Origin of the sequence: Pseudomonas sp. (assembly GCF_049590575.1) — a bacterium.
GTDB lineage: Bacteria > Pseudomonadota > Gammaproteobacteria > Pseudomonadales > Pseudomonadaceae > Aquipseudomonas.
Map to the genome: position 1 here is coordinate 1 of NZ_JBAWDE010000287.1, position 26,958 is coordinate 26,958.

General features: G+C 60.9%; 32 protein-coding genes. 19 read left to right on the forward strand and 13 right to left on the reverse strand.

Annotation, left to right across the window (positions count from 1 at the left end; all coding sequences use genetic code 11):
• The 4 genes from WBR57_RS20015 to WBR57_RS20030 all read left to right on the forward strand — a co-directional run.
• On the forward strand, nt 1-318 hold a 318-nt coding region (locus tag WBR57_RS20015), incomplete at its 5' end, for an Hpt domain-containing protein (RefSeq protein ID WP_424085897.1).
• Between the two features lie 24 nt (nt 319-342).
• Entirely contained in the window at nt 343-1,332 is a 990-nt protein-coding gene (locus WBR57_RS20020; RefSeq protein ID WP_424085898.1) for a 2-hydroxyacid dehydrogenase, read from the forward strand.
• Nucleotides 1,333-1,403: 71 nt separating this feature from the next.
• The gene (locus tag WBR57_RS20025) at nt 1,404-1,844 is read left to right on the forward strand and encodes a hypothetical protein (RefSeq protein ID WP_105522798.1); all 441 of its coding nucleotides are present in this window, start codon (nt 1,404-1,406) and stop codon (nt 1,842-1,844) included.
• Nucleotides 1,841-2,245 carry an META domain-containing protein gene (locus WBR57_RS20030; protein ID WP_424085900.1) on the forward strand — a complete coding sequence of 135 codons (405 nt, stop codon included), beginning with the start codon at nt 1,841-1,843 and terminating at the stop codon, nt 2,243-2,245. The genes WBR57_RS20025 and WBR57_RS20030 overlap by 4 nt, the downstream gene beginning before the upstream one ends.
• Before the next feature lie 56 nt (nt 2,246-2,301).
• Here WBR57_RS20030 and WBR57_RS20035 read toward each other — a convergent pair whose 3' ends face one another.
• Nucleotides 2,302-2,763 (reverse strand): redoxin domain-containing protein, encoded by a 462-nt coding sequence (locus WBR57_RS20035; protein WP_424085902.1) that lies wholly within the window; start codon nt 2,761-2,763, stop codon nt 2,302-2,304.
• 115 nt (nt 2,764-2,878) lie between these two features.
• Between WBR57_RS20035 and arsC the strand changes: the two genes are divergently transcribed.
• Genes arsC through WBR57_RS20050 form a run of 3 tightly spaced genes read left to right on the forward strand, consistent with a single transcriptional unit; the run spans nt 2,879 to nt 4,246 of the window.
• Entirely contained in the window at nt 2,879-3,232 is a 354-nt protein-coding gene (arsC, locus tag WBR57_RS20040; RefSeq protein ID WP_424085904.1) for an arsenate reductase (glutaredoxin), read from the forward strand.
• On the forward strand, nt 3,229-3,843 hold the full coding sequence (wrbA, locus tag WBR57_RS20045; RefSeq protein ID WP_424085906.1) for an NAD(P)H:quinone oxidoreductase: 615 nt from the start codon (nt 3,229-3,231) through the stop codon (nt 3,841-3,843). The genes arsC and wrbA overlap by 4 nt, the downstream gene beginning before the upstream one ends.
• Nucleotides 3,827-4,246 (forward strand): DUF2069 domain-containing protein, encoded by a 420-nt coding sequence (locus WBR57_RS20050; RefSeq protein WP_424085908.1) that lies wholly within the window; start codon nt 3,827-3,829, stop codon nt 4,244-4,246. The genes wrbA and WBR57_RS20050 overlap by 17 nt, the downstream gene beginning before the upstream one ends.
• Before the next feature lie 94 nt (nt 4,247-4,340).
• On the opposite strand, the gene WBR57_RS20055 is transcribed toward WBR57_RS20050, so the two are convergent.
• The gene (locus tag WBR57_RS20055) at nt 4,341-5,012 is read right to left on the reverse strand and encodes a DNA-3-methyladenine glycosylase I (RefSeq protein WP_424085910.1); all 672 of its coding nucleotides are present in this window, start codon (nt 5,010-5,012) and stop codon (nt 4,341-4,343) included.
• A gap of 67 nt (nt 5,013-5,079) precedes the next feature.
• Nucleotides 5,080-5,904: a tRNA 2-thiocytidine(32) synthetase TtcA gene (ttcA, locus tag WBR57_RS20060; protein ID WP_116629757.1), complete on the reverse strand. Its 825-nt coding sequence runs from the start codon at nt 5,902-5,904 to the stop codon at nt 5,080-5,082.
• Between the two features lie 262 nt (nt 5,905-6,166).
• Here ttcA and WBR57_RS20065 point away from each other — a divergent pair, with 262 nt between their 5' ends.
• Together WBR57_RS20065 and WBR57_RS20070 are read left to right on the forward strand one after the other, a co-directional pair.
• On the forward strand, nt 6,167-6,769 hold the full coding sequence (locus WBR57_RS20065; protein WP_122541172.1) for a Yip1 family protein: 603 nt from the start codon (nt 6,167-6,169) through the stop codon (nt 6,767-6,769).
• Nucleotides 6,770-6,897: 128 nt separating this feature from the next.
• On the forward strand, nt 6,898-7,392 hold the full coding sequence (locus tag WBR57_RS20070; protein ID WP_424085913.1) for a SprT family zinc-dependent metalloprotease: 495 nt from the start codon (nt 6,898-6,900) through the stop codon (nt 7,390-7,392).
• Between the two features lie 3 nt (nt 7,393-7,395).
• Here the strand turns inward: WBR57_RS20070 and WBR57_RS20075 are convergent, their stop codons facing one another.
• A complete protein-coding gene (locus WBR57_RS20075) occupies nt 7,396-8,577 on the reverse strand; it encodes a CaiB/BaiF CoA transferase family protein (RefSeq protein WP_424085915.1) in 1,182 nt (393 codons plus the stop codon).
• A 157-nt stretch (nt 8,578-8,734) separates the two neighbouring features.
• On the opposite strand from WBR57_RS20075, the gene tusD reads away from it, so the two are divergent.
• The 6 genes from tusD (at nt 8,735) to WBR57_RS20105 (ending at nt 12,171) form a co-directional block, all read left to right on the forward strand.
• Nucleotides 8,735-9,127: a sulfurtransferase complex subunit TusD gene (gene tusD, locus WBR57_RS20080; RefSeq protein WP_424085917.1), complete on the forward strand. Its 393-nt coding sequence runs from the start codon at nt 8,735-8,737 to the stop codon at nt 9,125-9,127.
• Nucleotide 9,128: 1 nt separating this feature from the next.
• On the forward strand, nt 9,129-9,479 hold the full coding sequence (gene tusC / locus WBR57_RS20085; protein WP_424085919.1) for a sulfurtransferase complex subunit TusC: 351 nt from the start codon (nt 9,129-9,131) through the stop codon (nt 9,477-9,479).
• On the forward strand, nt 9,479-9,757 hold the full coding sequence (gene tusB / locus WBR57_RS20090) for a sulfurtransferase complex subunit TusB (RefSeq protein ID WP_424085921.1): 279 nt from the start codon (nt 9,479-9,481) through the stop codon (nt 9,755-9,757). The genes tusC and tusB overlap by 1 nt, the downstream gene beginning before the upstream one ends.
• Nucleotides 9,754-10,089 carry a TusE/DsrC/DsvC family sulfur relay protein gene (locus WBR57_RS20095; protein ID WP_424085923.1) on the forward strand — a complete coding sequence of 112 codons (336 nt, stop codon included), beginning with the start codon at nt 9,754-9,756 and terminating at the stop codon, nt 10,087-10,089. Before tusB ends, WBR57_RS20095 begins: the two co-directional genes overlap by 4 nt.
• Nucleotides 10,086-11,087 (forward strand): glycosyl transferase family protein, encoded by a 1,002-nt coding sequence (locus WBR57_RS20100; protein WP_424085925.1) that lies wholly within the window; start codon nt 10,086-10,088, stop codon nt 11,085-11,087. The genes WBR57_RS20095 and WBR57_RS20100 overlap by 4 nt, the downstream gene beginning before the upstream one ends.
• Before the next feature lie 88 nt (nt 11,088-11,175).
• Nucleotides 11,176-12,171, forward strand: a complete 996-nt coding sequence (locus WBR57_RS20105; RefSeq protein WP_424085927.1) for a glutathione S-transferase family protein — start codon at nt 11,176-11,178, stop codon at nt 12,169-12,171.
• Nucleotides 12,172-12,277: 106 nt separating this feature from the next.
• On the opposite strand, the gene cysG is transcribed toward WBR57_RS20105, so the two are convergent.
• Genes cysG through ftsK form a run of 6 tightly spaced genes read right to left on the reverse strand, consistent with a single transcriptional unit; the run spans nt 12,278 to nt 19,781 of the window.
• Entirely contained in the window at nt 12,278-13,672 is a 1,395-nt protein-coding gene (gene cysG, locus WBR57_RS20110; protein WP_424085928.1) for a siroheme synthase CysG, read from the reverse strand.
• Nucleotides 13,673-14,953: a serine--tRNA ligase gene (gene serS / locus WBR57_RS20115; RefSeq protein ID WP_424085930.1), complete on the reverse strand. Its 1,281-nt coding sequence runs from the start codon at nt 14,951-14,953 to the stop codon at nt 13,673-13,675.
• A gap of 16 nt (nt 14,954-14,969) precedes the next feature.
• Complete coding sequence (gene crcB, locus WBR57_RS20120; RefSeq protein ID WP_424085932.1) at nt 14,970-15,344, reverse strand: fluoride efflux transporter CrcB; 375 nt, start codon at nt 15,342-15,344, stop codon at nt 14,970-14,972.
• Nucleotides 15,344-16,666 (reverse strand): replication-associated recombination protein A, encoded by a 1,323-nt coding sequence (locus tag WBR57_RS20125; protein ID WP_424085934.1) that lies wholly within the window; start codon nt 16,664-16,666, stop codon nt 15,344-15,346. The genes crcB and WBR57_RS20125 overlap by 1 nt, the downstream gene beginning before the upstream one ends.
• A gap of 28 nt (nt 16,667-16,694) precedes the next feature.
• A complete protein-coding gene (gene lolA / locus WBR57_RS20130) occupies nt 16,695-17,318 on the reverse strand; it encodes an outer membrane lipoprotein chaperone LolA (RefSeq protein ID WP_424085936.1) in 624 nt (207 codons plus the stop codon).
• Between the two features lie 54 nt (nt 17,319-17,372).
• Complete coding sequence (ftsK, locus tag WBR57_RS20135; protein WP_424085937.1) at nt 17,373-19,781, reverse strand: DNA translocase FtsK; 2,409 nt, start codon at nt 19,779-19,781, stop codon at nt 17,373-17,375.
• A 494-nt stretch (nt 19,782-20,275) separates the two neighbouring features.
• Here ftsK and aat point away from each other — a divergent pair, with 494 nt between their 5' ends.
• The 3 genes from aat to infA all read left to right on the forward strand — a co-directional run bounded on the left by aat (nt 20,276) and on the right by infA (nt 22,038).
• Complete coding sequence (gene aat, locus WBR57_RS20140; RefSeq protein ID WP_424085939.1) at nt 20,276-20,956, forward strand: leucyl/phenylalanyl-tRNA--protein transferase; 681 nt, start codon at nt 20,276-20,278, stop codon at nt 20,954-20,956.
• A 55-nt stretch (nt 20,957-21,011) separates the two neighbouring features.
• Nucleotides 21,012-21,719, forward strand: coding sequence for an arginyltransferase (locus WBR57_RS20145; RefSeq protein WP_424085941.1), 708 nt, complete (start codon nt 21,012-21,014; stop codon nt 21,717-21,719).
• A gap of 100 nt (nt 21,720-21,819) precedes the next feature.
• On the forward strand, nt 21,820-22,038 hold the full coding sequence (infA, locus tag WBR57_RS20150; protein ID WP_002553999.1) for a translation initiation factor IF-1: 219 nt from the start codon (nt 21,820-21,822) through the stop codon (nt 22,036-22,038).
• A 235-nt stretch (nt 22,039-22,273) separates the two neighbouring features.
• On the opposite strand, the gene clpA is transcribed toward infA, so the two are convergent.
• Both clpA and clpS read right to left on the reverse strand, forming a co-directional pair.
• Complete coding sequence (clpA, locus tag WBR57_RS20155; RefSeq protein ID WP_424085943.1) at nt 22,274-24,544, reverse strand: ATP-dependent Clp protease ATP-binding subunit ClpA; 2,271 nt, start codon at nt 24,542-24,544, stop codon at nt 22,274-22,276.
• A gap of 29 nt (nt 24,545-24,573) precedes the next feature.
• Nucleotides 24,574-24,942, reverse strand: a complete 369-nt coding sequence (clpS, locus tag WBR57_RS20160; protein ID WP_101271708.1) for an ATP-dependent Clp protease adapter ClpS — start codon at nt 24,940-24,942, stop codon at nt 24,574-24,576.
• A 225-nt stretch (nt 24,943-25,167) separates the two neighbouring features.
• Between clpS and cspD the strand changes: the two genes are divergently transcribed.
• The gene (gene cspD, locus WBR57_RS20165; RefSeq protein ID WP_424085945.1) at nt 25,168-25,446 is read left to right on the forward strand and encodes a cold shock domain-containing protein CspD; all 279 of its coding nucleotides are present in this window, start codon (nt 25,168-25,170) and stop codon (nt 25,444-25,446) included.
• A gap of 80 nt (nt 25,447-25,526) precedes the next feature.
• Here the strand turns inward: cspD and icd are convergent, their stop codons facing one another.
• Nucleotides 25,527-26,783 carry an NADP-dependent isocitrate dehydrogenase gene (gene icd / locus WBR57_RS20170; RefSeq protein WP_424085947.1) on the reverse strand — a complete coding sequence of 419 codons (1,257 nt, stop codon included), beginning with the start codon at nt 26,781-26,783 and terminating at the stop codon, nt 25,527-25,529.
• Between the last annotated feature and the right edge of the window lie 175 nt (nt 26,784-26,958).

Below are 26,958 nucleotides of genomic sequence, written 5' to 3' on the forward strand. Positions count from 1 at the left end.
GACCACGACGAAGGCCTGCGCCTGGCCGCCGGCAAGGCTGACCTGGCCGCCGACATGCTCGCCATGCTGCTGGCGTCGCTGGATGCCGACCGCCAGGCCATCAACGTCGCCCGTGACGCCAACGACAACAACGCGCTGATCGAGCGCGTCCACCGTTTGCATGGCGCTACCCGCTACTGCGGCGTACCGCAATTGCGCGCCGCCTGCCACCGCGCCGAAACGCTGCTCAAGCAGGACGACGCCAAGGCCATGACCGCGCTGGACGAGCTGGACATGGCCATCGCGCGCCTGGCCAGTGAGGCGCGGATCAGCGTTTGAACCCATCAAAAAAGGACGCCTTTGATGCGTGTGATCATTTTCAGCAGCCAAACCTACGACCGCGACAGTTTCCTCGGCGAGCCCCCGCCCCCGGGCCTGGAGTTACAGTTCCAGCCGGCTCGGCTGAACCTTGACACCGTGGCCCTGGCTGAACACCACGAAGTGGTCTGTGCGTTTATCAACGACGACCTCAGCGCCCCGGTGCTCGAACACCTGGCGCACGGCGGCACGCGGCTGATCGCCCTGCGCTCGGCCGGCTATAACCATGTGGACCTGGCCGCCGCCAAGCGCCTGGGCCTGACCATCGTGCGGGTGCCGGCCTATTCGCCCCACGCCGTGGCCGAACACGCGGTGGCGCTGATCCTCGCCCTCAACCGTCGTTTGCACCGCGCTTACAACCGCACCCGCGACGGCGATTTCAGCCTGCATGGCCTCACCGGCTTCGACCTGGTGGGCAAGACCGTCGGCGTAGTCGGCACCGGCCAGATCGGCGCAACCTTCGCCAAGATCATGGCCGGCTTCGGCTGTGAGTTACTCGCCTACGACCCCTTCCCCAACCCGCAGGTCCTGGCGCTCGGTGCGCGCTATGTGAGCTTGCCGCAAGTGTTGGCGCAAGCGCAGATCATCAGCCTGCATTGCCCGCTGAACGCCGACAGCAAGCACCTGATCAACGCCCAGACGCTGGCTCACATGCAGCCCGGTGCGATGCTGATCAACACCGGTCGCGGCGGCCTGGTCGACACGCCGGCGTTGATTGACGCTCTCAAGGATGGCCAGCTCGGCTACCTGGGCCTGGACGTGTATGAGGAAGAAGCCCAACTGTTTTTCGAAGACCGCTCCGACCTGCCGCTGCAGGACGACGTGCTCGCGCGCCTGCTGACCTTCCCCAACGTGATCATCACCGCGCACCAGGCATTCCTCACCCGTGAAGCCCTGGCGGCGATCGCCGGCACCACCCTGGCCAACATTGCGGCGTGGGCCGCTGGCCGTGCGCAGAACCTGGTCGAAGGATGATCAGCGGTCACATTGCAGGCTCATGATCAGCAGGCACCCGTGATAGGATGCCGCGCCTATTTGGAGGATCCATGGCCGAACACGATTTCCGCTTCAGCTTGCTGAGCCCGCAACACACCCTGATCGAATGCCGCGCCCTGGTGCCGGGCCGTTACCAGGTCACCGGCAACGGTGGTTCGATCAAGCATGGCGACGTGCTGATCGTCACCCTGCGTGGCAGTAAAACCCTGTCGATGCGCCTGACCGTCGAAGGTGACGCGCGCTACTCCATCCGCCCGGCCGGCCAATGGGTCGCCATGGCCCAGGGGCCGAAATTCGGCGAGTTGGAGATTCACACCTGGAAGGTCAACTGCGACAGCTGCGACAGCGTGCTGGAGTTTGAATTCGCGGTGGAAACCAAGCTGACCAAAGAGCCGCTGCAACCGGCCGCCAACGCGCGCATCAAGGAATTGGGCTGGGCCAGCGAAGGCGACAAACACCGCTGCCCGAAATGCCAGCAGGCTGCGCAATGAAAGGCCTGCTTCTGCTGGCTGCCTTCGGTACGGCCCTGACCGGCTGCGCGAGTGATGCGGCCAAGCTCAAGCAGGATCACAGCTACGTGGTGGAATGGATCGGTGAGCGCCCGCTGATGGATTACGCGCACCTGACCGTCACCCTCGGCACCGATGGCCGCGCCTATGGCAATGGCGGTTGCAACCACTGGTTTGCGCCCTACACCCTGGACGGCGACACACTGACGTTCGGCAAGATCGGCAGCACCCGCAAGCTCTGCGCCGAGGCCTTGATGGAGCAGGAACACCGCTTCTTCCAGGCCCTGCAAGGCGTACAACGCTGGGACATCTCGCCGACCGAGCAAACACGCTTCTGGCCGGCCGAGGGCCTGCCGATTCGCCTGTGGCTTGAAGAGGGCTGACCCCAGCAGACTGGTGAGGTCTAAATGTGGGAGGGGGCTTGCCCCCTCCCACATTGTTAACCGCGCAGGGCCTTGAGCTTGGCCAACACCCCTTCCGCCGTTTGCTCGCCCATCAACTGCTCACGCACCTTGCCCTTGTCATCGATGATGTAAGTCACCGGCAATGCCTCGCTGCGCGGGATATCGAAAATCGCCTCCGGGTTCTGCGCCAGCACCGTGAACTTGATCCCCAGCTTGTCGCTGGCTTCCTTCAGCTCTGCGCCCTGCACATTGTCGAAATTGACCCCGAACACCCCGACGTTCTGCCCTTTCAGTTGCTCGGCCAAGGCGTTCAGCTCGGGGATTTCCGTGCGACATGGGCCACACCATTCCGCCCAGTAATTGACGACCACCCATTGTTTGTCCAGGCGCTCGGCCGCAACTTTCTGACCGTTCTGGTCAACGCCATAGTCATTGCCGCAGCCGCTGAGCAGCAGGGTTGTGATGATCGCCAATGCACCGATCAGACGCCTAGTCATGGAGTAATCCTTCGTAAAAATGAACGTTGGCTGCGGCCTATCGCCTCTTACGGTTTAAGGACGGGCCGCCGCGCAGGTAGAATACCCGCCACCTTACGCAAGATGCGACCCGCACATGACCGATCTGACGCTTTATCACAACCCGCGCTGCTCGAAATCCCGCGGTGCGCTCGAACTGCTGGAAGCCCGCGGCCTCACTCCCACCGTGGTGCGCTACCTGGAAACCCCGCTGAACGCCGCGCAACTGAAGGCGTTGCTCGCCAAGCTGGGCATCGGCGCGCGCCAACTGCTGCGCACCGGCGAAGACGAATACAAGGCTCTCAACCTGGCCGACGCCAGCCTCAGCGAAACGCAACTGATTGTTGCCATCGCCGAACACCCGAAGTTGATGGAACGCCCGATCCTGGAAACCGCCGACAAAGCCATCATCGGCCGCCCACCGGAAAACGTGCTGGAGATCCTGCCGTGACGACCCCGTATGTGCTGGTGTTGTATTACAGCCGCAATGGCTCGGTCAGCGAAATGGCCCGGCAGATTGCCCGCGGCATCGAACAAGGCGGGATGGAAGCGCGTTTGCGCACCGTGCCGGCGATCTCCACCGAGTGCGAAGCCGTGGCGCCGAGCATCCCGGACGAGGGTGCGTTGTATGCCAGCCTGGATGATTTGAAAAACTGCTCGGGCCTGGCCCTGGGCAGCCCGACGCGTTTCGGCAATATGGCCGCGCCGTTGAAGTATTTCATCGACGGCACCAGCAACCTGTGGCTGACCGGCGCGCTCGTCGGTAAGCCGGCCGGGGTGTTCACCTCCACGGCCAGCCTGCACGGCGGCCAGGAAACCACGCTGATGTCGATGCTGCTGCCGTTGCTGCACCACGGCATGCTGATCACCGGCCTGCCCTACAGCGAACAGGCATTGCTCGACACCCAGGGCGGCGGCACGCCTTACGGCGCCAGCCACCATGCCGGGCCAGACGGCAAGCGCCTGCTCGATCAACATGAAATCACCCTGTGCCGTGCGCTGGGCCTGCGCCTGGCCACCACCGCCACGCTGCTGGAGAACGGCCGTGGCCAAAAAGCCTAAGGTCCTGCCACCCCAGGCCTGGCTGGAGCCACGGGTCAAGCTGGCCCGCGCACTCAGCCTGCTGGCGTTTTTCGGCCTGGTGGGGTTGCTCTGCGGGTATTACCTGTTTGTCGCCGACCTGCACGGCGCCCGCCCGTGGGTGATCCTGCTGATCGAATTGGTGCCACTGCTGGTGCTGGCGCCGGGGATGCTGCTGGGCAGCGCGCGCGGGCATTCGTGGACGTGCTTTGTGGTGAACCTGTATTTCATCAAGGGCGCGCTGGCGGCGTATGACCCGAACCGGCAGTGGTTCGGGGTGCTGGAGATGCTGGCGAGCCTCGCGGTGTTTTGCACGGCATTGCTGTATGTGCGCTGGCGGCATCAGTTGAATCGGCGGTTGGCAGCAGAACCTGTGTCCGCTTGAGGTCCGCTACCGCAGGCAAGCCAGCTGCCACATTTTGACCGCGGCACCGATCAAATGTGGGAGCTGGCTTGGCTGCGATGGTCTCACCTAAGTCTCAGTGATTCACCGTATAGGCCAGCATCATCGACAGCTGGCACATCGGCCGCCCGCTCTCGGCATGCCATTGGTTGAACGCGCCCTGCACCGTCGCCAGGTCGCGCAGGCTGGTCGGTGCCTTGTCGACGATCTTCTGCGCGTTCAGCGCCGCCACCACGTCATAACTCGGCACAAAGGTGTCCTTGCCCACCATGCGCAAAAAGCGCGGTGCCGACAGCCCGCCCAATTGGTGGCCGTGCTTGCTCAGGTATTTCCACAGCCCGACGATATCGGTCACCGGCCAGTCGGCGACAAACGCGCCGAAGCTGCCCTTCTCTTGCTCGATATCCAGGATCATCTGTGCATTGCGCGGCACGCTCTTGAGCTTGCCCAGGTGGCGGATGATGCGTGTGTCCTGCATCAAGCGCTCGAGGTGCTCGGCACCCATCAGCACGACCTTTTCCGGGTCGAAGCGAAAAAACACCTGCTCGAACGCCGGCCACTTGGCATCGACCACGCTGTGCTTGAGACCGGCACGGAATACGCGCAGCGCCAGGGTCGACAGGTAGCGGTCATCGCTGATCTTGCGCAATTGCGCCGGGGTCTTGGGTACAGGGAGATGGGCTTCCAGCTCGGCCGCTGAACCGAAGCGGTTCAGACAATATTCGTGCAGCCACTTGTAATCGCGCATGCCCTCTCCTGGCAATTGAATTGAAAACGGCGCCCGCAAGCGCCGTGTGTCAGAGCCTTGAAAAGGCTCAGAGGTTCACAATATTGACGAAGCGCGAGGCGGCGGTTTCATCGATTTTCAGGCTGGTGAAGTCAAACAGGTTGCGGTCGGCCAATTGCGACGGCTGCACGTTCTGCAGGCTGCGGAAGATGCTTTCGGTGCGGCCGGGGGTCTTGCGCTCCCAGTCCACCAGCATCTCCTTGACCACTTGGCGTTGCAGGTTTTCCTGGGAGCCACACAGGTTGCACGGGATGATCGGGAATTGCTTGAAGTCGGAGTACGCCTGGATGTCCTTCTCGTTGCAATACGCCAGCGGGCGGATCACCACGTTGCGCCCATCGTCGGCGCGCAGCTTGGGCGGCATGGCCTTGAGCGAGCCGTTGAAGAACATATTGAGGAAGAAGGTCTCGACGATATCGTCGCGGTGATGCCCCAGGGCCATCTTGGTTGCACCGATCTCATCGGCAAACGTATAGAGCGTGCCACGGCGCAGGCGCGAGCACAGCGAGCAGGTGGTCTTGCCCTCCGGGATCAGCTCCTTGACCACCGAGTAGGTGTCTTTTTCGACGATGTGGTATTCCACGCCCAGCGCTTTTAGATAGGCCGGCAGCACGTGCTCGGGGAAACCGGGTTGTTTCTGGTCCATGTTCACGGCCACGATCTCGAATGTGATCGGCGCGACCTTTTGCAGGTGCAGCAGCACGTCGAGCAGGGTGTAGCTGTCTTTGCCGCCGGAGAGACAAACCATGACTTTGTCGCCGTCCTCGATCATGTTGAAATCGGCGACCGCTTCCCCGGCCAGGCGACGCAGGCGTTTTTGCAGTTTGTTCTGGTTGACCGTAAGAGTGCCCATGGCGCTTGGATCCGCTAGAGGTGTGTGACGAAAAGCCGGGTATTTTACGCAAAAAAATCAGCCAGAGGGCTAGCAGTGAAAGACGCTGCCGCGATTAACCCTCCTGTTTACAGCGCGATTCACTCTAAAGCCCTACAGTTTTTCCTGTCATCCCTTTCTATACTGCGACGTGAGGTCGCACATCACTATCCAGACCTTTGTGGCCATTTGGCCCGTGGGCGCTCCGATGGGGGCGATGGTAATAACGACAGGAGTGACTGGCATGATCCATCACGTCGTGGGGCTGTTTACCCATCCCGACCAGGAATGGCGGGAAATTCGTGGCGATAAAGAAGAAAGCATCAGCCACATGTACCTCACTCACACCCTCATTCTCGCGGCGATCCCCGCCGTATCCGCGTTTATCGGCACCACTCAGGTCGGCTGGGTCATCGGCAACCGCGCCCCGGTCATGCTGACCCAGGAAAGCGCACTGTGGATGACCATCATGTCCTACGCAGCCATGCTTGGCGGTGTGGCGGTGATGGGCGCATTCATTCACTGGATGGCCCGTACCTACGACGCCAACCCCAGCATGGCACGCTGCGTGGCCTTTGCCACTTACACAGCGACTCCGCTGTTTATCGGCGGCCTGGCGGCGCTCTACCCGCATATGTGGCTGGGCATGGTCGTGGGCACAGCGGCGATCTGCTACACGGTGTACCTGCTGTACGTAGGCGTGCCGACCTTCATGAACATCGACCCGGATGAAGGCTTCCTGTTTTCCAGCTCGATACTCGCCGTAGGGCTGGTGGTGCTGGTGGCGATCATGGCGTTTACCGTGATCGTCTGGGGCCTGGGCGTAGGCCCTATCTACACCAACTGAACGGACAACCCCGCAGGCAAGGCCACCGTAAGGTGGCTTTGTGCTTTATGCATGACCATTCGGCGCCTGACAGATTCGGAAACACCTGCTTTTGCGGCATACTGGACGTCTCTGGAGATATGGTCAGCATGCCCGAGCAACTCAATACCCGCGTCGAAGATTGTTTCCTACAAGCCGAATCCTTTTTCAAACGAAGCTTCAAACGCCCCCAGGTCAGCCTCAAGCTGCGGGGCCAGAAGGCCGGTGTCGCGCATTTGCACGAGAACTTGCTGCGTTTCAACCCACAGTTGTACCGTGAAAACAGCCAGCACTTCCTGAAGCAAACCGTGGCCCATGAAGTGGCGCACCTGATCGCCCACCAGCTGTTTGGCGAACGCATCCAGCCCCATGGCGAGGAATGGCAGTTGATCATGCGCGGGGTTTACGAACTGCCGCCGGATCGTTGCCACACCTATGCCGTCAAGCGCCGCCAGGTCACCCGCTATATCTACCGTTGCCCGTGTGCGGACAGTGACTTCCCGTTTTCGTCACAGCGCCACGGCATGGTCGCGCAGGGGCGGCGGTATTTGTGCAGGCGTTGCCGGCATACGTTGGTGTTTACCGGCGAAACGCGGGTCGAATAAGCCTTAGGCGATCACGCGGGCAGTACGCAGCTCTTGGATGCGCTGCGGGCTCAAACCCAACGCCTTCAGCACTTCATCACTGTGCGCGCCCACCTCGGCACCCATATGCCGGGGCGCCGGCAAACCCTCGGAAAACTTCAGCGGGCAGGCGATTTGCGCCTGGGTCGAGCCATCGCCACGCGGCACCTGACTGACCAGTTCCCGTGCCTTCAACTGTGGATGCTCGAGCGCTTCGCTGAGGTTCAGCACCGGCTCCACGCACGCATCCAGCCCGGCGAACAGCGCGCACAGCTCGTCAAAGCTGCGCTTTTCAAACTCGACCTGCAGCGCCAGCTTCAGGGCTTTTTGCTGCTCGGGGTTGGGCGACAGGCCCTGCGCCGCCAGCTCTGAACGCCCGAATGCCGCACACAACTGCTGCATAAAGGCCGGCTCCAGGCTGCCGACCGACATCCAGCGCCCATCCCGCGAGCGGTAATAGTCGTAGAAACTGCCACCATTGAGCACATGGCTTTCCCACTCAGGTTCTACCCCACAGGCCAGGTAACCCGCGCCGGCCATGGCGTTCAGGCTGAAGGAGCAATCGGTCATGCTCACATCCAGGTATTGGCCGACACCACTGTGCTGCCGCGCAATGACCGCCGCCAACAACCCCACCACCGCATGCAGCGAACCGCCGCCCACATCCGCCAATTGCACCCCCAGCGGCAACGGCCCGCTGTCCTGGCGCCCGGTGTAACTGGCCACACCGGCCAGCGCCAAGTAATTGATGTCGTGCCCGGCGCGGTCCTTGTACGGGCCGGTCTGGCCGTAGCCGGTGATCGACACGTAAATCAGCCGCGGGTTGATGGCTTTCAGCGCGGCGTAACCCAAGCCCAGGCGCTCCATGACCCCAGGGCGAAACTGTTCGAGGAGGATGTCGTAGTCCTTGACCAGCTCGCACACGATCTCCAGCGCCTCGGCCTGCTTGAGGTCCAGGGCCAGGCTGCGTTTGTTGCGGTTGAGGTAGGCATGGCTTGCCGACATGCCTTGATCATGCGGCGGCAATACCCGCAGCAGGTCCATGCGCGTGGGCGATTCGATGCGCAGCACCTCGGCGCCCATGTCCGCCAGCAGCAAGGAGGCAAACGGGCCGGGCAGCAGGGTGGAAAAATCCAGCACTTTGAGGGACGCCAAGGGACCTGACATAGAGACTCCATTTGGGTTTCTGATCCCCACAGACTAGGCAGCCTGGCGCCTAGCGGCAATCGTCAGGACGATCAGCGAGGGTGACTGTTTTGATCACGGCGGGCTTTTTCGTGCAAGCGGCTTTATCATTGGCCCACGTTTGCTTGCAGAGTGTTCCATGAAGTTTGCGATTGCAGTGTTCAGTGCCGCCCACGCGCCCTCCTCGCGCCGCGCCCTGCTGTTTACCCAGGCGGCGCTGGCCGGCGGGCATGAGATTGTGCGGCTGTTTTTCTATCAGGACGGCGTGTACAACGCCGCCAATAACATCGTTGCGCCCCAGGACGAGCAGGACATCGCCCGCCAATGGCGCGAGCTGGTCAGCCAGCATCAGCTCGATGGCGTGGTGTGCATCGCCGCCGCCTTGCGCCGTGGCGTGCTGAACAGCGAGGAAGCCACGCGCTATCAGCGCAGCGCGGTGAACCTGGATGCGCCGTGGGCGCTGTCGGGCCTCGGGCAATTGCATGACGCCGTCCAGGCCGCCGACCGCCTTATCTGCTTTGGAGGGGCCTGACATGTCCAAATCCTTGTTGGTGATCAGCCGCCAGGCGCCGTGGTCCGGGCCAGGCGCACGCGAAACCCTGGACATCGTGCTGGCCGGCGGCGCGTTCGATCTGCCAATCGGCCTGCTGTTTATGGATGACGGCGTGTTTCAACTCGCGCCGCATCAGCACGCCAAGGCCGTGCAGCAAAAAGACCTCAGCGCCAACCTGCAGGCCTTGGGGCTGTTTGGCATCGACGACGTGTTCGCCTGCCGCCACAGCCTCGCCGCCCGCGGCTTGACGCCGCCCACCGATGCGCAACCGTTGAGCAACGACGAGATCAGCCAACTGATTGACCGTTACGACCAGGTGATGACCCTCTGATGGCGACTTTACATGTGGTATCTCACTCCCCCTTTGCCGATAGCCGACTCGACAGCTGCCTGCGCATCTGCGCCAGCAAAGACGCGATCCTGCTCTGCGGCGACGGCGCCTATGGGCTGCACATTCCAGCCCTGCACACCAAGGGCGTGAAGGTCTTTGTGCTGGCCGAAGACATGCAGGCGCGCAATCTGCCGCTTCCCGACTGGGCCGACAGCGTGGACTACCCAGGCTTTGTGCAGTTGTCGATCGATTACGACAAGGTCAATAGCTGGCTATGAACACCTTGACCGTAGGCGAGCGCACTTTTGAACTGGACAAGGACGGCTACCTGGTCGACCTGAATGACTGGTCCGTCGACGCAGCCAATGCCCTGGCCGCCGCCGAAGGCCTGGAGCTGACCGCGGACCACTGGCAGATCCTCGACCTGCTGCGCGGTTTCTACGCCGAATTCCAGCTGTCACCGGCCACGCGCCCGCTGATCAAGTACACCGCCTTGAAGCTGGGCCCGGAAAAGGGCAACAGCCTGCACCTCAATACATTATTCAACGGCACTCCCGCCAAACTCGCCGCCAAGCTGGCGGGCCTGCCCAGGCCGACGAATTGCTTATGACCGACTTTGCCCCGCTGACCCTGGAAACCCCTGCCGAGCACCCGTTTGCGCAATTCGTGCGCATCCTCGGCAAAGGCAAGCGCGGCGCGCGCAACCTCACTCGCGAGGAAGCCCGCGAAGCCATGGGCATGCTGCTTGACGAAAAAGTCGAGGACACCCAGCTCGGCGCCTTCCTCATGTTGCTGCGCCACAAGGAAGAAAGCCCCGAAGAACTCGCCGGCTTCACCGAAGCCGTGCGCGAGCGCTTGAACGCTCCGGCGCTGAACGTGGATATCGACTGGCCGACCTACGCCGGTAAAAAGCGCCACTTGCCGTGGTACCTGCTGGCAGCCAAGTGCCTGGCGCAAAACGGCGTGCGCATCCTGATGCACGGCGGCGGCGCGCACACCGCCGGCCGCTTGTACACCGAGCAATTGCTGGAAGGTTTGCAGATTCCGCTGTGCCGTAACTGGCAGCAGGTCGAGGCGGCATTCGAGCAAGGCAACCTGGCGTTTATTCCCCTGGGCGACTGGGCGCCGCAACTGCAGCGCATGATCGACCTGCGCAACACCCTGGGCCTGCGCTCACCGATCCACTCCCTGGCGCGCCTGCTCAACCCGCTGAATGCGCGCTGCGGCCTGCAAAGCATTTTCCACCCCGGTTACCAGGGTGTGCACCGCGATGCCAGCGGCTTGCTCGGCGACAACGTGATTGTGGTCAAGGGCGATGGCGGCGAAGTCGAGATCAACCCGGACACCATCAGCCACTTGTACGGCAGCACCGGTGGCGAAAGCTGGGACGAAGAATGGCCCGCCCTCTCCGCCCAGCGCCACGTCAAACCCGCGAGCCTTGAGCCCGAGCAGTTGAAGGCATTGTGGCGTGGCGACAGCGAAGACAGCTACCCGCAACTGGCGTTGATCGCGACCATGGCGTTGGCCCTGCGTGGCCTGGGCCACTCGCGGCAACAGGCGTTCGAATTGGCCCAGCAATACTGGGATGCGCGGGACAAATCGATTTAATCGATGATTCACGCCCGGTCTTTGCGCTTTTAGTTCGAACTCATCCCTTTAGACTGGGCTCCAACGCTTACTAGCAGAGGAGCCAGTCATGGGTTTGCTGATCGAAGGACACTGGAAAGACCAGTGGTACGAAAGTAGCGCAGACGGCGCTTTCCAGCGGGAACAGGCGCAACGCCGCCACTGGGTGACCGCCGACGGCCAGCCCGGTCCGAGCGGCGAAGGCGGTTTCAAGGCCGAAGCCGGTCGTTACCACCTCTACGTGTCGCTGGCCTGCCCGTGGGCGCATCGCACGCTGATCCTGCGCAAGCTCAAGGGCCTGGAAAGCTTGATCGACGTGTCGGTGGTCAGCTGGCTGATGCTGGAAAACGGCTGGACCTTTGACAGAGCCCACGGCTCGACGGGCGATAAGCTGGATGATTTCGACTTCATGCACCAGCGCTACACCGCCGATACCGCCGACTACACCGGCCGCGTCACCGTACCGGTGCTGTGGGACAAAAAGCTTAACCGCATCGTCAGCAATGAATCGGCGGAAATCATCCGCATGTTCAACAGCGCGTTCAACGGGCTGATCGGCAACACGTTGGATTTCTACCCTGAGCCGCTGCGCGCGACCATCGACGCGTTGAACGAACGCATTTACCCCGCCGTGAACAACGGCGTGTATCGCGCTGGCTTTGCCACCTCGCAGCACGCCTATGAAAGTGCGTTCGATGACGTGTTTGCCGAGTTGGATCATCTGGAGCAGCACTTAGGCGAGCATCGCTACCTGGCTGGCGAATACCTGACCGAGGCCGATGTGCGGCTGTTCACCACGCTGATTCGCTTTGATGCGGTGTATTACAGCCACTTCAAATGCAATTTGCGGCGGATTGCCGATTATCCGAACTTGTCGAATTGGCTACGCGAGATATATCAGTGGCCGGGTGTGGCCCAGACAGTGGATTTTGCGCACATCAAGGGGCATTACTATGCCAGCCATCGCACGATCAATCCGACCGGGATTGTGCCGAAGGGACCGTTGCAGGGGTTTGAGGGTGAGCATGATCGCCAGCGGTTGAGTGGCAACGGCGTGTGGGGCTGATTCAAAAAATGCGCTGTGTATGAAGGGCTCATCGGGGGCAAGCCCCCTCCCACATTGGAACGCATTCCAAAAGGTGGGAGGGGGCTTTCCCCCGATGCTTTTTGGCTCAGACCTGGGACTGAGCGCCTTCAAACCACTTCAGCTTCTCGCGCAACACCACCACTTCACCGACGATCACCAATGTCGGCGCATGCACTTCATGCTCCGCCACCATGCGCGGCAAGTCGGCCAGGGTGCCGGTGAACACGCGCTGGTTGGCGGTGGTGCCTTGCTGGATCAACGCAGCCGGGGTATCTGCCGCGCGGCCATGCTGGATCAGCTGTTCACAGATGATCGGCAAGCCAATCAAACCCATATAGAACACCAGGGTCTGCGACGGCCCCACCAGGTCATGCCAGGGCAGGTCCGAGGTCCCGTCCTTCAAATGCCCGGTGATAAAGCGGACTGACTGCGCATAGTCGCGATGGGTCAGCGGAATCCCGGCATACGCCGCGCAACCGCTGGCCGCGGTGATTCCCGGCACCACCTGGAACGGGATGCCATGGGCCGCCAGCTCTTCGATCTCTTCGCCACCCCGGCCAAAGATGAACGGATCGCCCCCCTTGAGGCGCAACACACGCTTGCCTTGCTTGGCCAGGTCCACCAGTTGCTGATTGATCCGGTCTTGCGGCACGGCGTGATCGGCGCGACGCTTGCCGACATATACGCGCTCGGCGTCGCGACGGCACAGCTCAAGGATCGCCGGCGCCACCAGGCGGTCATACAGCACCACGTCGGCTTGCTGCATCAGGCGCAAGGCGCGAAAGGTCAGCAGGTCGGGGTCACCCGGGCCTGCGCCCACCAGGTAAACCTCGCCTGGCGCATGCGGCGGCGCGCCGTTGACCTTTTCGATCAGCAGGCGCTCGGCTTCGTCGCCCTGCCCAGCCAACTGGCGGTCGGCGATCGGGCCCTGGAACACTTCTTCCCAGAACGCACGACGTTGTTGCACGTCCGGGTACAAGCCTTTGACCTGGGCGCGAAAACGCGCGGCCAAACCGGCCAACTGCCCGTAAGTAGACGGAATCCAGGTTTCCAGCTTGGCGCGGATCAAGCGTGCCAGCACCGGCGCATCGCCGCCGCTGGAGACCGCAATCACCAACGGCGAACGGTCGACGATTGCCGGGAAGATCACGCTGCACAGGGCCGGCGCATCCACCACGTTGACGGGTACACAGCGGCGCTTGGCATCACTGGACACCTGCGCGTTCAGCGGCTCGTCATCGGTCGCGGCGATGATCAAGGTGCAACCATCAAGGTCGGGCTCCTGATAACCGCGCAAAATCAATTCCCCGCCACTGCCCAGCACCAGTTCACGCAACTGGTTTTCGATCTGGGGAGCAACCACCCGCAGCACTGCACCGGCGTCGGCCAGCAGCCGGGATTTGCGCAAGGCAATCTCCCCGCCACCAACGACCAACACGCGACTGCCGCGCAGGTTATGAAACAGCGGCAGAAATTCCATTTAGCGGATGACCTCAACGCCCGCCATGTACGGCTTGAGCACCTCGGGCACACGGATCGAACCGTCGGCCTGCTGATAGTTTTCCAGCACGGCCACCAGGGTACGGCCTACGGCCAGGCCGGAACCGTTGAGGGTGTGCACCAGCTCCGGCTTGCCGGTTTCCGGGTTGCGGAAACGCGCCTGCATGCGACGGGCCTGGAAATCACCGCAGTTGGAGCACGACGAAATCTCGCGGTATTTGTCTTGGCTCGGCACCCACACTTCGAGGTCGTAGGTCTTCACGGCGCTGAAACCCATGTCGCCGGTGCACAGCGCCAATACGCGGTACGGCAGTTCCAGCAGTTGCAGGACGCGTTCGGCGTTGGCGGTCAGGCCTTCCAGGGCTTGCATGGAGGTCGACGGCTCAACAACCTGCACCATTTCAACTTTGTCGAACTGGTGCTGGCGGATCATGCCGCGGGTGTCGCGCCCCGACGCACCGGCTTCACTGCGGAAGCATGGGCTGTGGGCTACAAACTTGATCGGCAGTTGCTTGGCGTCGAGGATCTCGCCCGCGACGATGTTGGTCAGCGACACTTCGGCGGTCGGGATCAGGTACAGGTCGGCTTCGCCGTCGCGGCTGATCTTGAACAGGTCTTCCTCGAATTTCGGCAGCTGGCTGGTGCCCATCAGCGCCGGCGCCTGCACCAGGTACGGCGTGTAGGCTTCTTCGTAGCCATGTTCGCCGGTGTGCAGGTTGATCATGAACTGCGCCAGGGCACGGTGCATGCGCGCGATCGGGCCGCGCAGCAGGGCAAAACGCGCGCCGGACATTTTGGCGGCGGTTTCGAAATCCAGGCCGCCGGTCAGTTCGCCCAGGGCAACGTGGTCCTTGATCTCGAAATCAAAGGCTTTTGGCGTGCCCCAGCGGCGCACTTCGACGTTGCCGTCTTCGTCTTCGCCAATCGGCACGGATTCGTGCGGGATGTTGGGGATGCCCAGCAGGATCGAATCGAGTTCGGACTGAATTTTTTCCAGCTCGACCTTGCCGTCGGACAGCTCGGTGCCCATGCGCTCGACATCCGCCATCAGCGGCGCGATGTCTTCGCCGCGCTGCTTGGCCTGACCGATGGATTTGGAACGCGCATTACGCTCAGCCTGCAGTGCTTCGGTGCGGGTCTGGACGGTCTTGCGCTGTTCTTCCAGCGCTTCGATGCGCGCAACATCCAAGGCAAAGCCACGGGATGCCAGGCGGTCCGCTACGTCCTGAAGGTTGCTACGTAACAGTTTGGAATCGAGCATGTCGGTCTCTCGTTTATCAAAGTTTGGTCAAGGACAGGCCGGCCCAGGTGGCGAGCAGCCCGCCGAACACGCTGATACCCAGGTACCCGAAGGCTACCAGGGCTTGCCCGCTTTCCAGCAGGCGCAGCGTATCCAGTGAAAAGGATGAAAAGGTCGTCAGACCGCCTACAAAGCCGACAATCAAGCCGGCGCGAATCTCAATCGGTACTTCCGGGCGCAACAGAAACCAGCCGTACAACAGCCCGATAATCAGACACCCCACCAGGTTGACCGCCAGGGTCGCCGCATAAAAATGCTTCGGCCAATGGGCGCTGACCCACGTGCCGGTGGCGAAACGCAATAATGTACCAGCGATGCCCGCTACGGACACGGCAAGAATCGTCTTGAGCACTACTTTCTCCGCTGTTTCGGGCTGAGGCGGTCAAGTTGGGCGAGGTGATTGAGCTTTTCGCCGATCTTCAGCTCCAGCCCGCGGGGGACCGGCTGGTAGAACGGCTGCGGCTCAAGCTCATCGGGGAAGTAATCTTCGCCGGCGGCGTAGGCGTCCGGCTCATCGTGGGCGTAGCGGTATTCGTCGCCGTAACCCAGCTGTTTCATCAGCTTGGTCGGCGCGTTGCGCAGATGCAGCGGCACTTCGAGGGAACCGTGTTCGGCGGCGGCACGCAGCGCGGACTTGAAGCCCATGTACACCGCGTTGCTTTTTGGCGCGCAGGCGAGGTAGGTGATGGCCTGGGCCACCGCCAACTCGCCTTCCGGGCTGCCGAGGCGCTCCTGCACGTCCCACGCCGCCAGGCACAGGCTCAGGGCGCGCGGGTCGGCGTTGCCGATGTCTTCGCTGGCCATGCGTACCACGCGGCGGGCGAGGTACAGCGGGTCGCAACCGCCGTCGATCATGCGCGCAAACCAGTACAGCGCGCCGTCGGGGTTGGAGCCACGCACGGATTTGTGCAGCGCGGAAATCTGGTCGTAAAAGGCCTCGCCGCCCTTGTCGAAACGCCGACGCGTGTCGCCCAGCAAGCTCTGGAGCAGGTCGACGCCGATTTCGCTGCCATCTTCGGCCAGGTCCGAGGCGTTCTCCAGCAGGTTGAGAAAGCGCCGGCCGTCGCCGTCGGCGGCGGTCAGCAGAATCTTGAAGCCCTCGTCGCTGACGCTCAGCTGGCGCTTGCCCAGGCCCTTGTCTTCGTTCAAGGCGCGGTGCAGCAGCTTTTGCATCGCCGCTTCGTCGAGGCTCTTGAGTACGTAAACGCGCGCCCGTGAGAGCAAGGCGTTATTGAGTTCAAACGAAGGGTTTTCGGTAGTGGCGCCGATAAAGATCAGCGTGCCGTCTTCGACATACGGCAAAAACGCATCCTGTTGCGACTTGTTGAAGCGGTGCACTTCGTCGACGAACAGAATGGTGCGCTTGCCGTATTGCCCGGCCTGCTGTTTGGCGACTTCCACCGCCTGGCGAATCTCCTTGACCCCGGCCAGCACCGCCGAGACCGTTTCGAAGTGCGCGTCCGAGACTTTCGCCAGCAGCCGCGCCAGGGTGGTCTTGCCCACTCCTGGCGGCCCCCAGAAAATCATCGAGTGCAGCGCGCCCTGCTCCAGGGCTTCGCGCAAAGGCTTGCCGCGAGCGAGCAGGTGTTCTTGACCGACATACTCATCCAGGTTGGTCGAACGCAAGCGCGCGGCCAGGGGCTGGGCAATCGGGTCACTTCGAAACAGATCCATGGGCAGCGTTTGAAACCTCTGGGGGAATTTATTCCTGGATCACGTCGGCACCCTTCGGGATGACGAACTTGAACGTGGACGCGGGCACCGGCTGGTTGGCCTTGACCCCGGAGAACAGGATATCGGTGCGCTGACCGACGCTGTCAACCAGGCGCATGTTGTTGATTACGCCGTTGCCAAACGACAGGGACAGGGTGTCAAACAGCGTGTCCTTGGATTTCGGCTTGAGCGTGAATTCGATCACGTTGCTGGTTTGCTTGGAGGTAATGTCGAAGCTGTCGTTGATTTTCGACACGTCACCGGAAAGCAGCAACGCCGGCGTCTGGTTCAGTCGCGGGTCCAGCTTCTTGATGGTCGCCTGCTCCAGGTCCGGGTCCCACAGGGTGACCTTCTGACCGTCGGAAACGATGGTCTGCTCAGCCTTGCCTTCGGTGTGCCAGTAGAACAGACCTGGACGCTGCACCGCCATTTCGCCTGCGGTTTCCTGCAACTGGGTGCCGCCGGCATCCAGGGTCAGTTGGGAAAAGCGCGCGGTCAGGGTCTGGGATTTGTCCAACAGGTTTTTCAGGCTGGCCACGGAGGCCGGGTCAGCGTGGGCCGAAACAGCGGTCAGGGCCAGTGCCGGCAACAACAGCATGCGGATAAGACGCATGGGAGTCCTCATTGAGTGGTTAGGCTGCGCCGCGTGCTGCCACGCGGCGCGGGGTCAGTCGCGCATCTGCCCGGGGGCGATGACTTCACGCGAGCCGTTGGTATTCATTGCGGTCACGACGCCAGCGTTTTCCATGGCTTCGATCATGCGGGCAGCGCGGTTGTAGCCGATTTTCAGCTTGCGTTGCACCGCCGAGATAGAGGCGCGACGGCTTTCCAGCACAAATGCCACGGCTTCGTCGTACAGCGCGTCGGTCTCGGCATCGTCGTCGCCACCGCTGCTGCCACCGTCAAAGCCGCTACCGGCTTCTTCGACACCCGCGAGGATATCGTCGTTGTATTCCGGCGCGCCACGCAGTTTCCAGGCTTCCACCACGCGGTGTACTTCGTCATCGGAAACAAATGCGCCGTGTACACGGATCGGCAGGCTGGTGCCTGGCGGCATGTAGAGCATGTCACCGTGACCCAGCAATTGCTCGGCGCCACCCTGGTCGATGATGGTCCGCGAGTCGATCTTGCTCGACACCTGGAACGCCATACGCGTAGGAATGTTGGCCTTAATCAGACCGGTGATCACATCCACCGACGGCCGCTGGGTCGCCAGGATCAAGTGAATACCCGCAGCACGCGCCTTCTGGGCGATACGCGCGATCAGCTCTTCGACCTTCTTGCCGACGATCATCATCATGTCGGCAAATTCGTCGACCACCACCACGATGGTCGGCAGCTTGGTCAACAGCGGCGCCTCGTCGTGGATGCTTTCGCGCTTGTACAGCGGGTCGGTCAACGGCGTGCCGGCGTCCTGGGCTTCCTTGACCTTGGCGTTGAAGCCCGACAGGTTACGCACGCCCATCTTCGCCATCAGCTTGTAGCGGCGCTCCATCTCGGCCACGCTCCAGCGCAGGGCGTTGGCGGCGTCCTTCATGTCGGTGACCACCGGGCACAGCAGGTGCGGAATGCCTTCGTAGATCGACAGTTCCAACATTTTCGGGTCGATCATGATCAGCTTGGCGTCATCCGGCCCGGACTTGAACAGGATCGACAGGATCATCGCGTTAACACCCACCGACTTACCGGAGCCGGTGGTACCGGCCACCAGCAGGTGAGGCATCTTCGCCAAATCGGTGATCACCGGCTTGCCGCCGATGTCATGGCCCAGGGCCAGGGTGACCGGCGATTTGAAGTTGTCGTATTCCGGCGTCGACAGCACCTCGGAGAAGCGCACGATCTGGCGGTCCTCGTTGGGAATCTCGATACCCACGGTGGTCTTGCCGGGAATTACTTCGACCACGCGCACGCTGGTCACGGCCAGGGAACGCGCCAGGTCTTTGGCCAGGTTGGAAATGCGGCTGACCTTGACGCCCGCGGCCGGCTGGATTTCGTAACGGGTAATGACCGGGCCGGGGTGGATCGAGTCCACCGACACTTCGACGCCGAACTCTTTGAGTTTGATTTCCAGCAGATGGCCGACGGCCGCCAGCGATTCAGGCGAATAGTTGAGTTGTTTCTTTTCGGCCGGGTCGAGGATCGAGATCGGCGGCAAGGTGCCTTCGACGGCGCTGTCGACAAACAACGGCGCCTGTTTCTCTTTCTGCACGCGATGGCTCGGCTCGGCGGGCTTGGGCGGTGCCGGCGCAATGACCGGTGGCACCTGCTTCTCGCGGTCCGACATGTGTTTGCTCAGGGCCTGCTCGCGCTCGATCAAGCGTTCCTTGACCTTGGCCTGCTCGCGCCGATCCGGCGTGCTTGGGGCGACTACCTCGTTGACGCGGGTGTCTACCTCACGCAACTGGGCGACCATGCGCTTGCGCTCGACCCGCGCCGCCCACCAGCGGTTGGCGGCGCCCTGGAGCAGCTCAAGCAGGTCGAGGGTGATCTTGCCGGTCACGTCCATCACCTTGAACCACGACAGGTCGGTAAACACCGTGAGGCCAAACAGGAACAGCGCGATAAACATCAGCGTGCTGCCCTGGATATTCAGGGTCTTGCGCGCCAGGTCGCCGAGGCTTTCACCCAACGCCCCGCCCGCGCCCGCCGGCAGGCCGGTGGGTGCATGGAAATGGATATGTGCCAGGGCCGCGCCGGACAGCACCAGGAACACCAGGCCGATCAGGCGCCACGAAAACAGCCAGCCGCTCCACTGCCACGGTTCGTGACGCTGGCGGAAGATCTGCCAGGTCTTGATCGCCAGCAGCAACGGAAAGATGTAGGCGAAGTAACCCAGCACCATAAACAGGATATCGGCGCTGTAGGAGCCGGCAGGCCCGCCGAAGTTCTGCACATCTTCGATCTTGCTGTTGTGGCTCCAGCCCGGATCGTCCTTGCCGTAGGTAAGCAAGGCCATCATCAGGAACAGGCACAGGGCGCCGATCGCGATCAGCGCGCCTTCCTTGAGTCGATAGTGCAGGTGCTGGCGCCAGGCCGGCACGACTGCTGCTTTGGGTATTGCGGCGGATTTCTTCAAAACGGGTCTATTCCTGCGCCTTTAGCGCGTCCATCTGTTGAATAACTGCAAATACTGCCCAATCCGAGCAGCTGAAAAATGAACGAACGTGGTTGAATCTACTTTTAACACTGGGCGATTGCTGGATGAAATGGCGATGACGCCACAATGGCCGCATTGTACGGGTTTGTGTCCCTGATGCCACGCCGCCTGACCTTGATCAAGCACCATAGCCAATGGTGTGTCACAACATGTTCAATTTGAGCATGCATTGTCTTTGCTGACAAAGGCTTATGAGCTGTTTTTACCAATCCAGGCAAGCTTGGCAAATGGCCTGCATCGGCCAGACCCGATTACGACCACGCCTTATGCACAGAGTTGCAGAAACACCCGCTAACGCTAATGCACGCCAATTGCCGATTCGGGCTGGCTCGATGCCGCTGCGTCGACAATAATCCCCCCTGGGGCAGGCGACAATCCTGCCACTCCCCTCCCCTTCCGCAAGCCTGGATGCCATGCTGACCTGGTTACAACGCAACTCCCTGAACTTCCCACCGCTGGCCAAGGCCATGCGCGAACCCAATGGCCTGCTCGCCGCCGGTGGCGACCTGTCGGCCGAGCGCCTGGTCCAGGCCTACCGACACGGCTGCTTTCCCTGGTTCTCGGAGGGCCAGCCGATCCTCTGGTGGTCGCCCGACCCGCGCACCGTGATTTTCCCGGACGAGCTGCATGTCTCGCGCAGCCTGGGCAAACTGTTGCGCCAACAGCGCTACAGCGTGACCTTCGACCAGGACTTCGCCGCCGTCATCCAGGCCTGCGCTGCGCCGCGCGCCTACGCCGATGGCACGTGGATCACCGAAGGCATACAAAGCGCTTACCTGGAGCTGCACGCGCGCGGCTATGCCCACTCGGTAGAGGTGTGGGACAACGGCGAGCTGGTAGGCGGCCTGTATGGCCTGGCGATGGGGCAGCTGTTTTTTGGCGAGTCCATGTTCAGCCGAGCCGACAACGCCTCCAAATTCGGCTTCGCCACGCTGACGCGGCAACTGCAGGCCTGGGGTTTTGTCATGATCGACTGCCAGATGCCCAACGATCACCTGCACAGCCTGGGAGCCCGTGGCATTCCCCGCAGCGAATTCGCGAACTTCCTGCGCGATCACCTGGACCAACCCAACACCGGACCGTGGGTTTCCTAGGCGACTTGCGCGCACCTGGCTTACACTTATTTCAAAGCTTATCCGAGGGTTGATCATGACCGAGTTGGCGCGCTTGAAGTTTTATGCCACTCAACCCCACTCTTGCAGCTATCTGCCCGACGAGCAGGCCACCACGCTGTTCCTCGATCCCAGCCAGCCAATGGACGTGCATGTGTACGCCGATCTCTCGGAAATGGGTTTTCGGCGCAGTGGCGACCACCTGTACCGGCCCCATTGCCAGAACTGCAATGCCTGCGTCCCGGCACGTATCCCCGTGGCGCAGTTTGTACCGGACCGCAATCAGAAGCGCATTCTCAAGCGCAACGCCGATCTCACGGTCACCCCGGCCAAGCCCAAGTTCAGCGAAGAATATTTCGACCTTTACCAGCGCTACATCGAACAACGGCATGCCGACGGCGATATGTTCCCGCCCAGTCGCGACCAGTTTTCCACCTTCCTGGTACGCGAACTGCCCTTCTCGCGTTTTTACGAGTTCCGCCTCGAGGGTCGCCTGGTGGCGGTTGCCGTGACCGATTTGCTGCCTAACGGCCTGTCAGCGGTCTACACCTTCTATGAACCGGCGCAAGAGCGCCGCAGCCTGGGGCGCTTCGCGATCCTCTGGCAGATTGGCGAAGCCATGCGCCAGGAACTCGAGGCGGTGTACCTCGGTTACTGGATCAAAAACTGCAAAAAGATGAGTTACAAGACCCAATATCGGCCCATAGAACTGCTGATTAATCAAAGATGGGTCACGCTTAACTAGAACCCCTTGGCTTAAACACCCTTTTTCGGGCACAATGCACGCCGCTTTTGCCTGGCGCAGTTGCACCGGGCCATTCACTGGATACCGAGGGCTTTACTGCATGTCGAAAGAAGACAGCTTCGAAATGGAAGGCACTGTCGTCGACACCCTGCCCAACACCATGTTTCGTGTGGAGTTGGAAAATGGGCACGTCGTAACCGCGCATATCTCCGGCAAGATGCGCAAGAACTACATTCGTATTCTTACCGGTGACAAAGTGCGCGTCGAGCTGACGCCCTATGACTTGAGCAAAGGGCGCATCACTTACCGCGCTCGTTAAGCAAGTCAATACAAAACGCCCGGTTATGCCGGGCGTTTTTGTGTGTGTGCAGTTTGCCCACCACTGCAAACCTTGTGGGAGCGGACTTGCTCGCGAAAGCGGCGGACCAGTCAACTCACCTGCGACTGAAACAACGATTTCGCGAGCAAGCCCGCTCCCACATTCGATTTGCGATGCTTGAAACAGACAGTAAAAAGGCGCCTTTCGGCGCCTTTTTGTTTTACTGCAGTAACGATCAGGCCATTTCGGCGGTGGTTTCGAAATCGAAGGTCAGCTCGCCATCCTTCAAGTCGATATGCACCACGCCACCATGGTCGGACAGCTCGCCAAACAGGATCTCTTCGGCCAATGGCCGCTTTATCTTGTCCTGGATCAGACGCGCCATCGGGCGTGCACCCATCGCCGCATCGTAACCACCTTCGGCCAGCCAGCTGCGTGCCGCATCTGTCACTTCCAGCTGTACGCGCTTGTCTTCCAACTGCGCTTGAAGCTCGGTAAGGAACTTGTCCACCACGCTTTTGATAACCTCGTGACTGAGGCGACCAAACTGGATAATCGTATCCAGGCGGTTGCGGAACTCCGGCGTAAAGCTTTTCTTGATCACTTCCATCGCATCGGAAGAGTGATCCTGATGGCTGAAGCCAATCGAGGCCCGCGCGGCGGTTTCGGCACCGGCGTTGGTGGTCATGATCACGATCACGTTGCGGAAGTCCGCCTTGCGCCCATTGTTGTCGGTCAGGGTGCCGTGGTCCATCACCTGCAGCAGCAGGTTGAAGACTTCCGGGTGAGCCTTCTCGATTTCATCGAGCAGCAATACGCAATGCGGCTGCTTGGTGATCGCTTCAGTCAACAGGCCGCCCTGGTCGAACCCGACATAGCCTGGAGGCGCACCGATCAGGCGCGACACGGTGTGGCGCTCCATGTATTCGGACATGTCGAAGCGTACCAGCTCGATCCCCATGGCCTTGGCCAACTGGCGTGCCGCCTCGGTCTTGCCGACGCCGGTCGGACCAGCAAACAGGAACGAACCCACTGGCTTGTCCGGCGACTTGAGCCCCGCACGCGACAGCTTGATCGCGGTGGACAGCGAGTCGATGGCCGCATCCTGACCAAACACGGTCAGCTTCAGGTCGCGCTCCAGGTTACGCAGCAGCTCGCGGTCGGACGTGTTGACGTGTTTTGGCGGAATTCGCGCGATTTTCGCCACGATGTCCTCGACCTCAGGCACATCGATGCGCTTAACGCGGTTTTCTACCGGCTGCAGGCGCTGGTAGGCACCCGCCTCGTCGATCACATCGATGGCCTTGTCCGGCATGTGCCGGTCATTGATGTAGCGCGACGCCAGCTCGGCAGCTGCACGCAAGGCTTCATCGGTGTACTCGATGCCGTGATGAGCTTCGAAGCGGCCCTTGAGCCCGCGCAGGATGCCGATGGTGTCTTCAACCGAAGGTTCGGACACATCGACTTTCTGGAAGCGACGCGCCAAGGCACGGTCTTTTTCAAAGATGCCGCGAAATTCCTGGAACGTGGTCGAGCCGATGCAACGAATATCGCCTGACGACAGCAGCGGCTTGAGCAGGTTGGAGGCATCCATCACCCCACCGGACGCCGCACCGGCACCAATGATGGTGTGGATTTCATCGATGAACAGGATCGCCTGCGGGCGTTTTTTCAGCTCGCCGAGCAACGCCTTGAAGCGTTTCTCGAAATCGCCACGGTACTTGGTCCCGGCGAGCAACGCGCCCAGGTCAAGGGAGTAGACGACGCTATTAGCCAGCAGATCAGGCACCTGGTTGTCGACAATGCGCTTGGCCAAGCCTTCGGCAATCGCGGTTTTACCCACGCCCGCCTCACCCACCAGCAACGGGTTGTTCTTGCGACGACGAGCCAGGATCTGCGCTACACGCTCAACCTCAAGCTCACGCCCCACGAGCGGATCGATCCGCCCCTGGCGCGCCAGTTCATTGAGGTTGCTGGCATAGGCATCCAATGGATTGCCCGAAGAAGAAGACTCACCGCCCTCGTCGTCCTGCATATCCTGCTCACCCTCGGAATGATCGCCGTGCCCCGGGACCTTGGAGATACCGTGGGCGATGTAGTTGACCACATCAATACGGGCAACGCTCTGCTGCTTGAGCAGGAACACTGCCTGGCTTTCCTGTTCGCTGAAGATCGCCACAAGCACGTTGGCGCCCGTGACTTCACGCTTACCGGAGCTCTGTACGTGGAATACAGCACGCTGCAATACCCGCTGAAAGCCCAGGGTTGGCTGGGTTTCACGGTCCTCGTCATGCACGGGGATCAGTGGCGTGGTGGAGTCGATAAACTCCTGCAGGTCATGCTTGAGTTTGTCGAGGTTGGCGCCGCACGCACGTAGAACGGTGGCGGCAGCTTCGTTATCCAAAAGTGCCAGCAGCAGGTGCTCGACGGTCATGAACTCATGACGCTTCGAACGGGCCTCCTTGAAGGCAAGATTGAGGGTGACTTCGAGCTCGCGGTTTAACATAGCTTCACCTCATACCCAAGTGGTCGGCGTTAACCGTCCTTCTCGATTTCACAGAGTAGCGGATGCTGGCTTTCCCTGGCGTACTGGTTGACCTGCATGGCCTTTGTCTCGGCGATGTCGCGGGTAAACACTCCACATACTGCCCGTCCTTCTGTGTGAACGGCCAGCATTACCTTGGTCGCCAACTCGCGGTTCAGGTTAAAAAACACCTCGAGTACTTCGACCACGAAATCCATCGGTGTGTAGTCATCGTTGAACAAAACCACCTTGTACATCGGCGGCGCCTGTAAAGCAGGCTTGGCCTCCTGAACAGCAATGCCTGCAGAACCGTCGTCATCGTGCTCGTGATCCGGTCGATCCTGATTGAATGTTAGTCGAATCTGGCTGTTTGCATGCATGGAAAGAATGGTTCGTCAGTGGTTCAAATACAGTGGTGGGGGCGACCTGTCAGAATTTCAACTGCTGACCGACTGGTCGCCTTGACTATCGGCGAAACGGTGTTACAACCAATAGAACCCACAGTGGGTAAAAAAGGTCCGCGCAGTCAACCTTATTTATTCGGGTTAGGACGGATAAACTGGATGATACTCCAGTGATGGAGTCTGGTGCAGAGGGATATGGTTATGTCTGGCGTCAAGATCAGTGGCAAGGTCAAATGGTTTAACAACGCGAAGGGCTACGGATTTATTATCGAGGATGGCAAGTCCGAGGACCTGTTTGCGCATTTTTCAGAAATCAGGATGGATGGATACAAGACCCTGAAAGCTGGCCAAGGTGTGGAGTTTGACATCATCCAGGGCCCTAAAGGGCTGCATGCAGTGAATATCAGTACAGAGCAAGCCGACACGGTTGCAGCGCCTGCCGCATCGCACGCTGGCGAAAAAGAAACGCATACGGCCTGAATCGCTGCCGAGCATGCAGCTAACGATAAAAAACGGCCGCCCCAATCAACATGAGGCGGCCGTTTTTATGGTTAGCTTGCTTACATATGCGAAATCAACGCATCACCAAAGCCGGAAGACGACACCAGTTTCGCGCCGTCCATCAGCCGCTCGAAGTCATAGGTCACGGTCTTGGCCGAGATCGCGCCGTTGGTGCCCTTGATGATCAGGTCCGCCGCCTCGACCCACCCCATGTGGCGCAGCATCATTTCTGCTGACAAGATCAATGAGCCTGGGTTGACCTGGTCCTTGCCCGCGTATTTCGGCGCGGTGCCGTGGGTGGCCTCGAACATCGCCACGGTGTCGGACAGGTTGGCCCCCGGCGCAATACCAATGCCGCCCACTTCCGCCGCCAGGGCGTCAGACAGGTAGTCGCCATTCAGGTTAAGCGTAGCAATCACGTCATATTCAGCCGGACGCAGCAGGATCTGCTGGAGCATTGCATCGGCAATCGCGTCCTTGACCACTACTTTCTTGCCGGTCTTCGGGTTCTTGAACTGCATCCACGGGCCGCCGTCGAGCAAGGTCGCGCCGAACTCCTGCGCCGCCACTTCATAGGCCCACTCCTTGAAGGCACCCTCGGTGAACTTCATGATGTTGCCTTTGTGCACGATGGTCAGCGAATCGCGATCGTTATCCACCACGTATTGCAGGGCCTTGCGCGCCAGGCGCTGGGTGCCCTCCTTGGAGACCGGCTTGATGCCAATCCCGCAATCCTGGTCGAAACGGATCTTGGTAACGCCCATTTCCTCTTTCAGGAACTTGATCACCTTGATCGCTTCCGGCGAACCGGCTTTCCACTCGATCCCGGCGTAAATATCTTCGGAGTTCTCACGGAAAATCGTCATGTCCACGTCGCCGGGTTTCTTGACCGGGCTGGGCACGCCTTCGAACCAGCGCACCGGGCGCAAGCACACGTACAAATCGAGTTGCTGGCGCAGGGCCACGTTCAGCGAGCGGATCCCGCCACCGACCGGCGTGGTCAGCGGGCCCTTGATGGACACCACGTAATCCTTGACCGCGTCCAGGGTTTCCTGGGGCAGCCAGGTGTCCTGGTCGTAGACTTGAGTCGCCTTCTCGCCGGCATACACCTCCATCCAGGAAATCTTTCGCTTGCCGCCGTAGGCTTTTTCAACAGCTGCGTCGACCACCTTGATCATCACCGGGCTGATGTCGACGCCAATACCGTCACCTTCAATATAGGGGATGATCGGTTGGTCAGGAACATTGAGAGAATGGTCTGCATTGACGGTGATTTTGTCGCCGACTGCCGGAACCTGAATCTTCTTGTATCCCATGCTGAACTCCATCTATGGATTGAACATCTGGCTGCGTTCGAGCCTACTCCAGATAAATGGCGACTGAAACCTCGCGCCATGCTCATTTGCATCGAAAACAGCATAAATTGTCGCCTACAAGCCTGAAAGCAAAGGCAAAATCGCCAATCTTGAGCACATCGTGCGACTTTGGTCG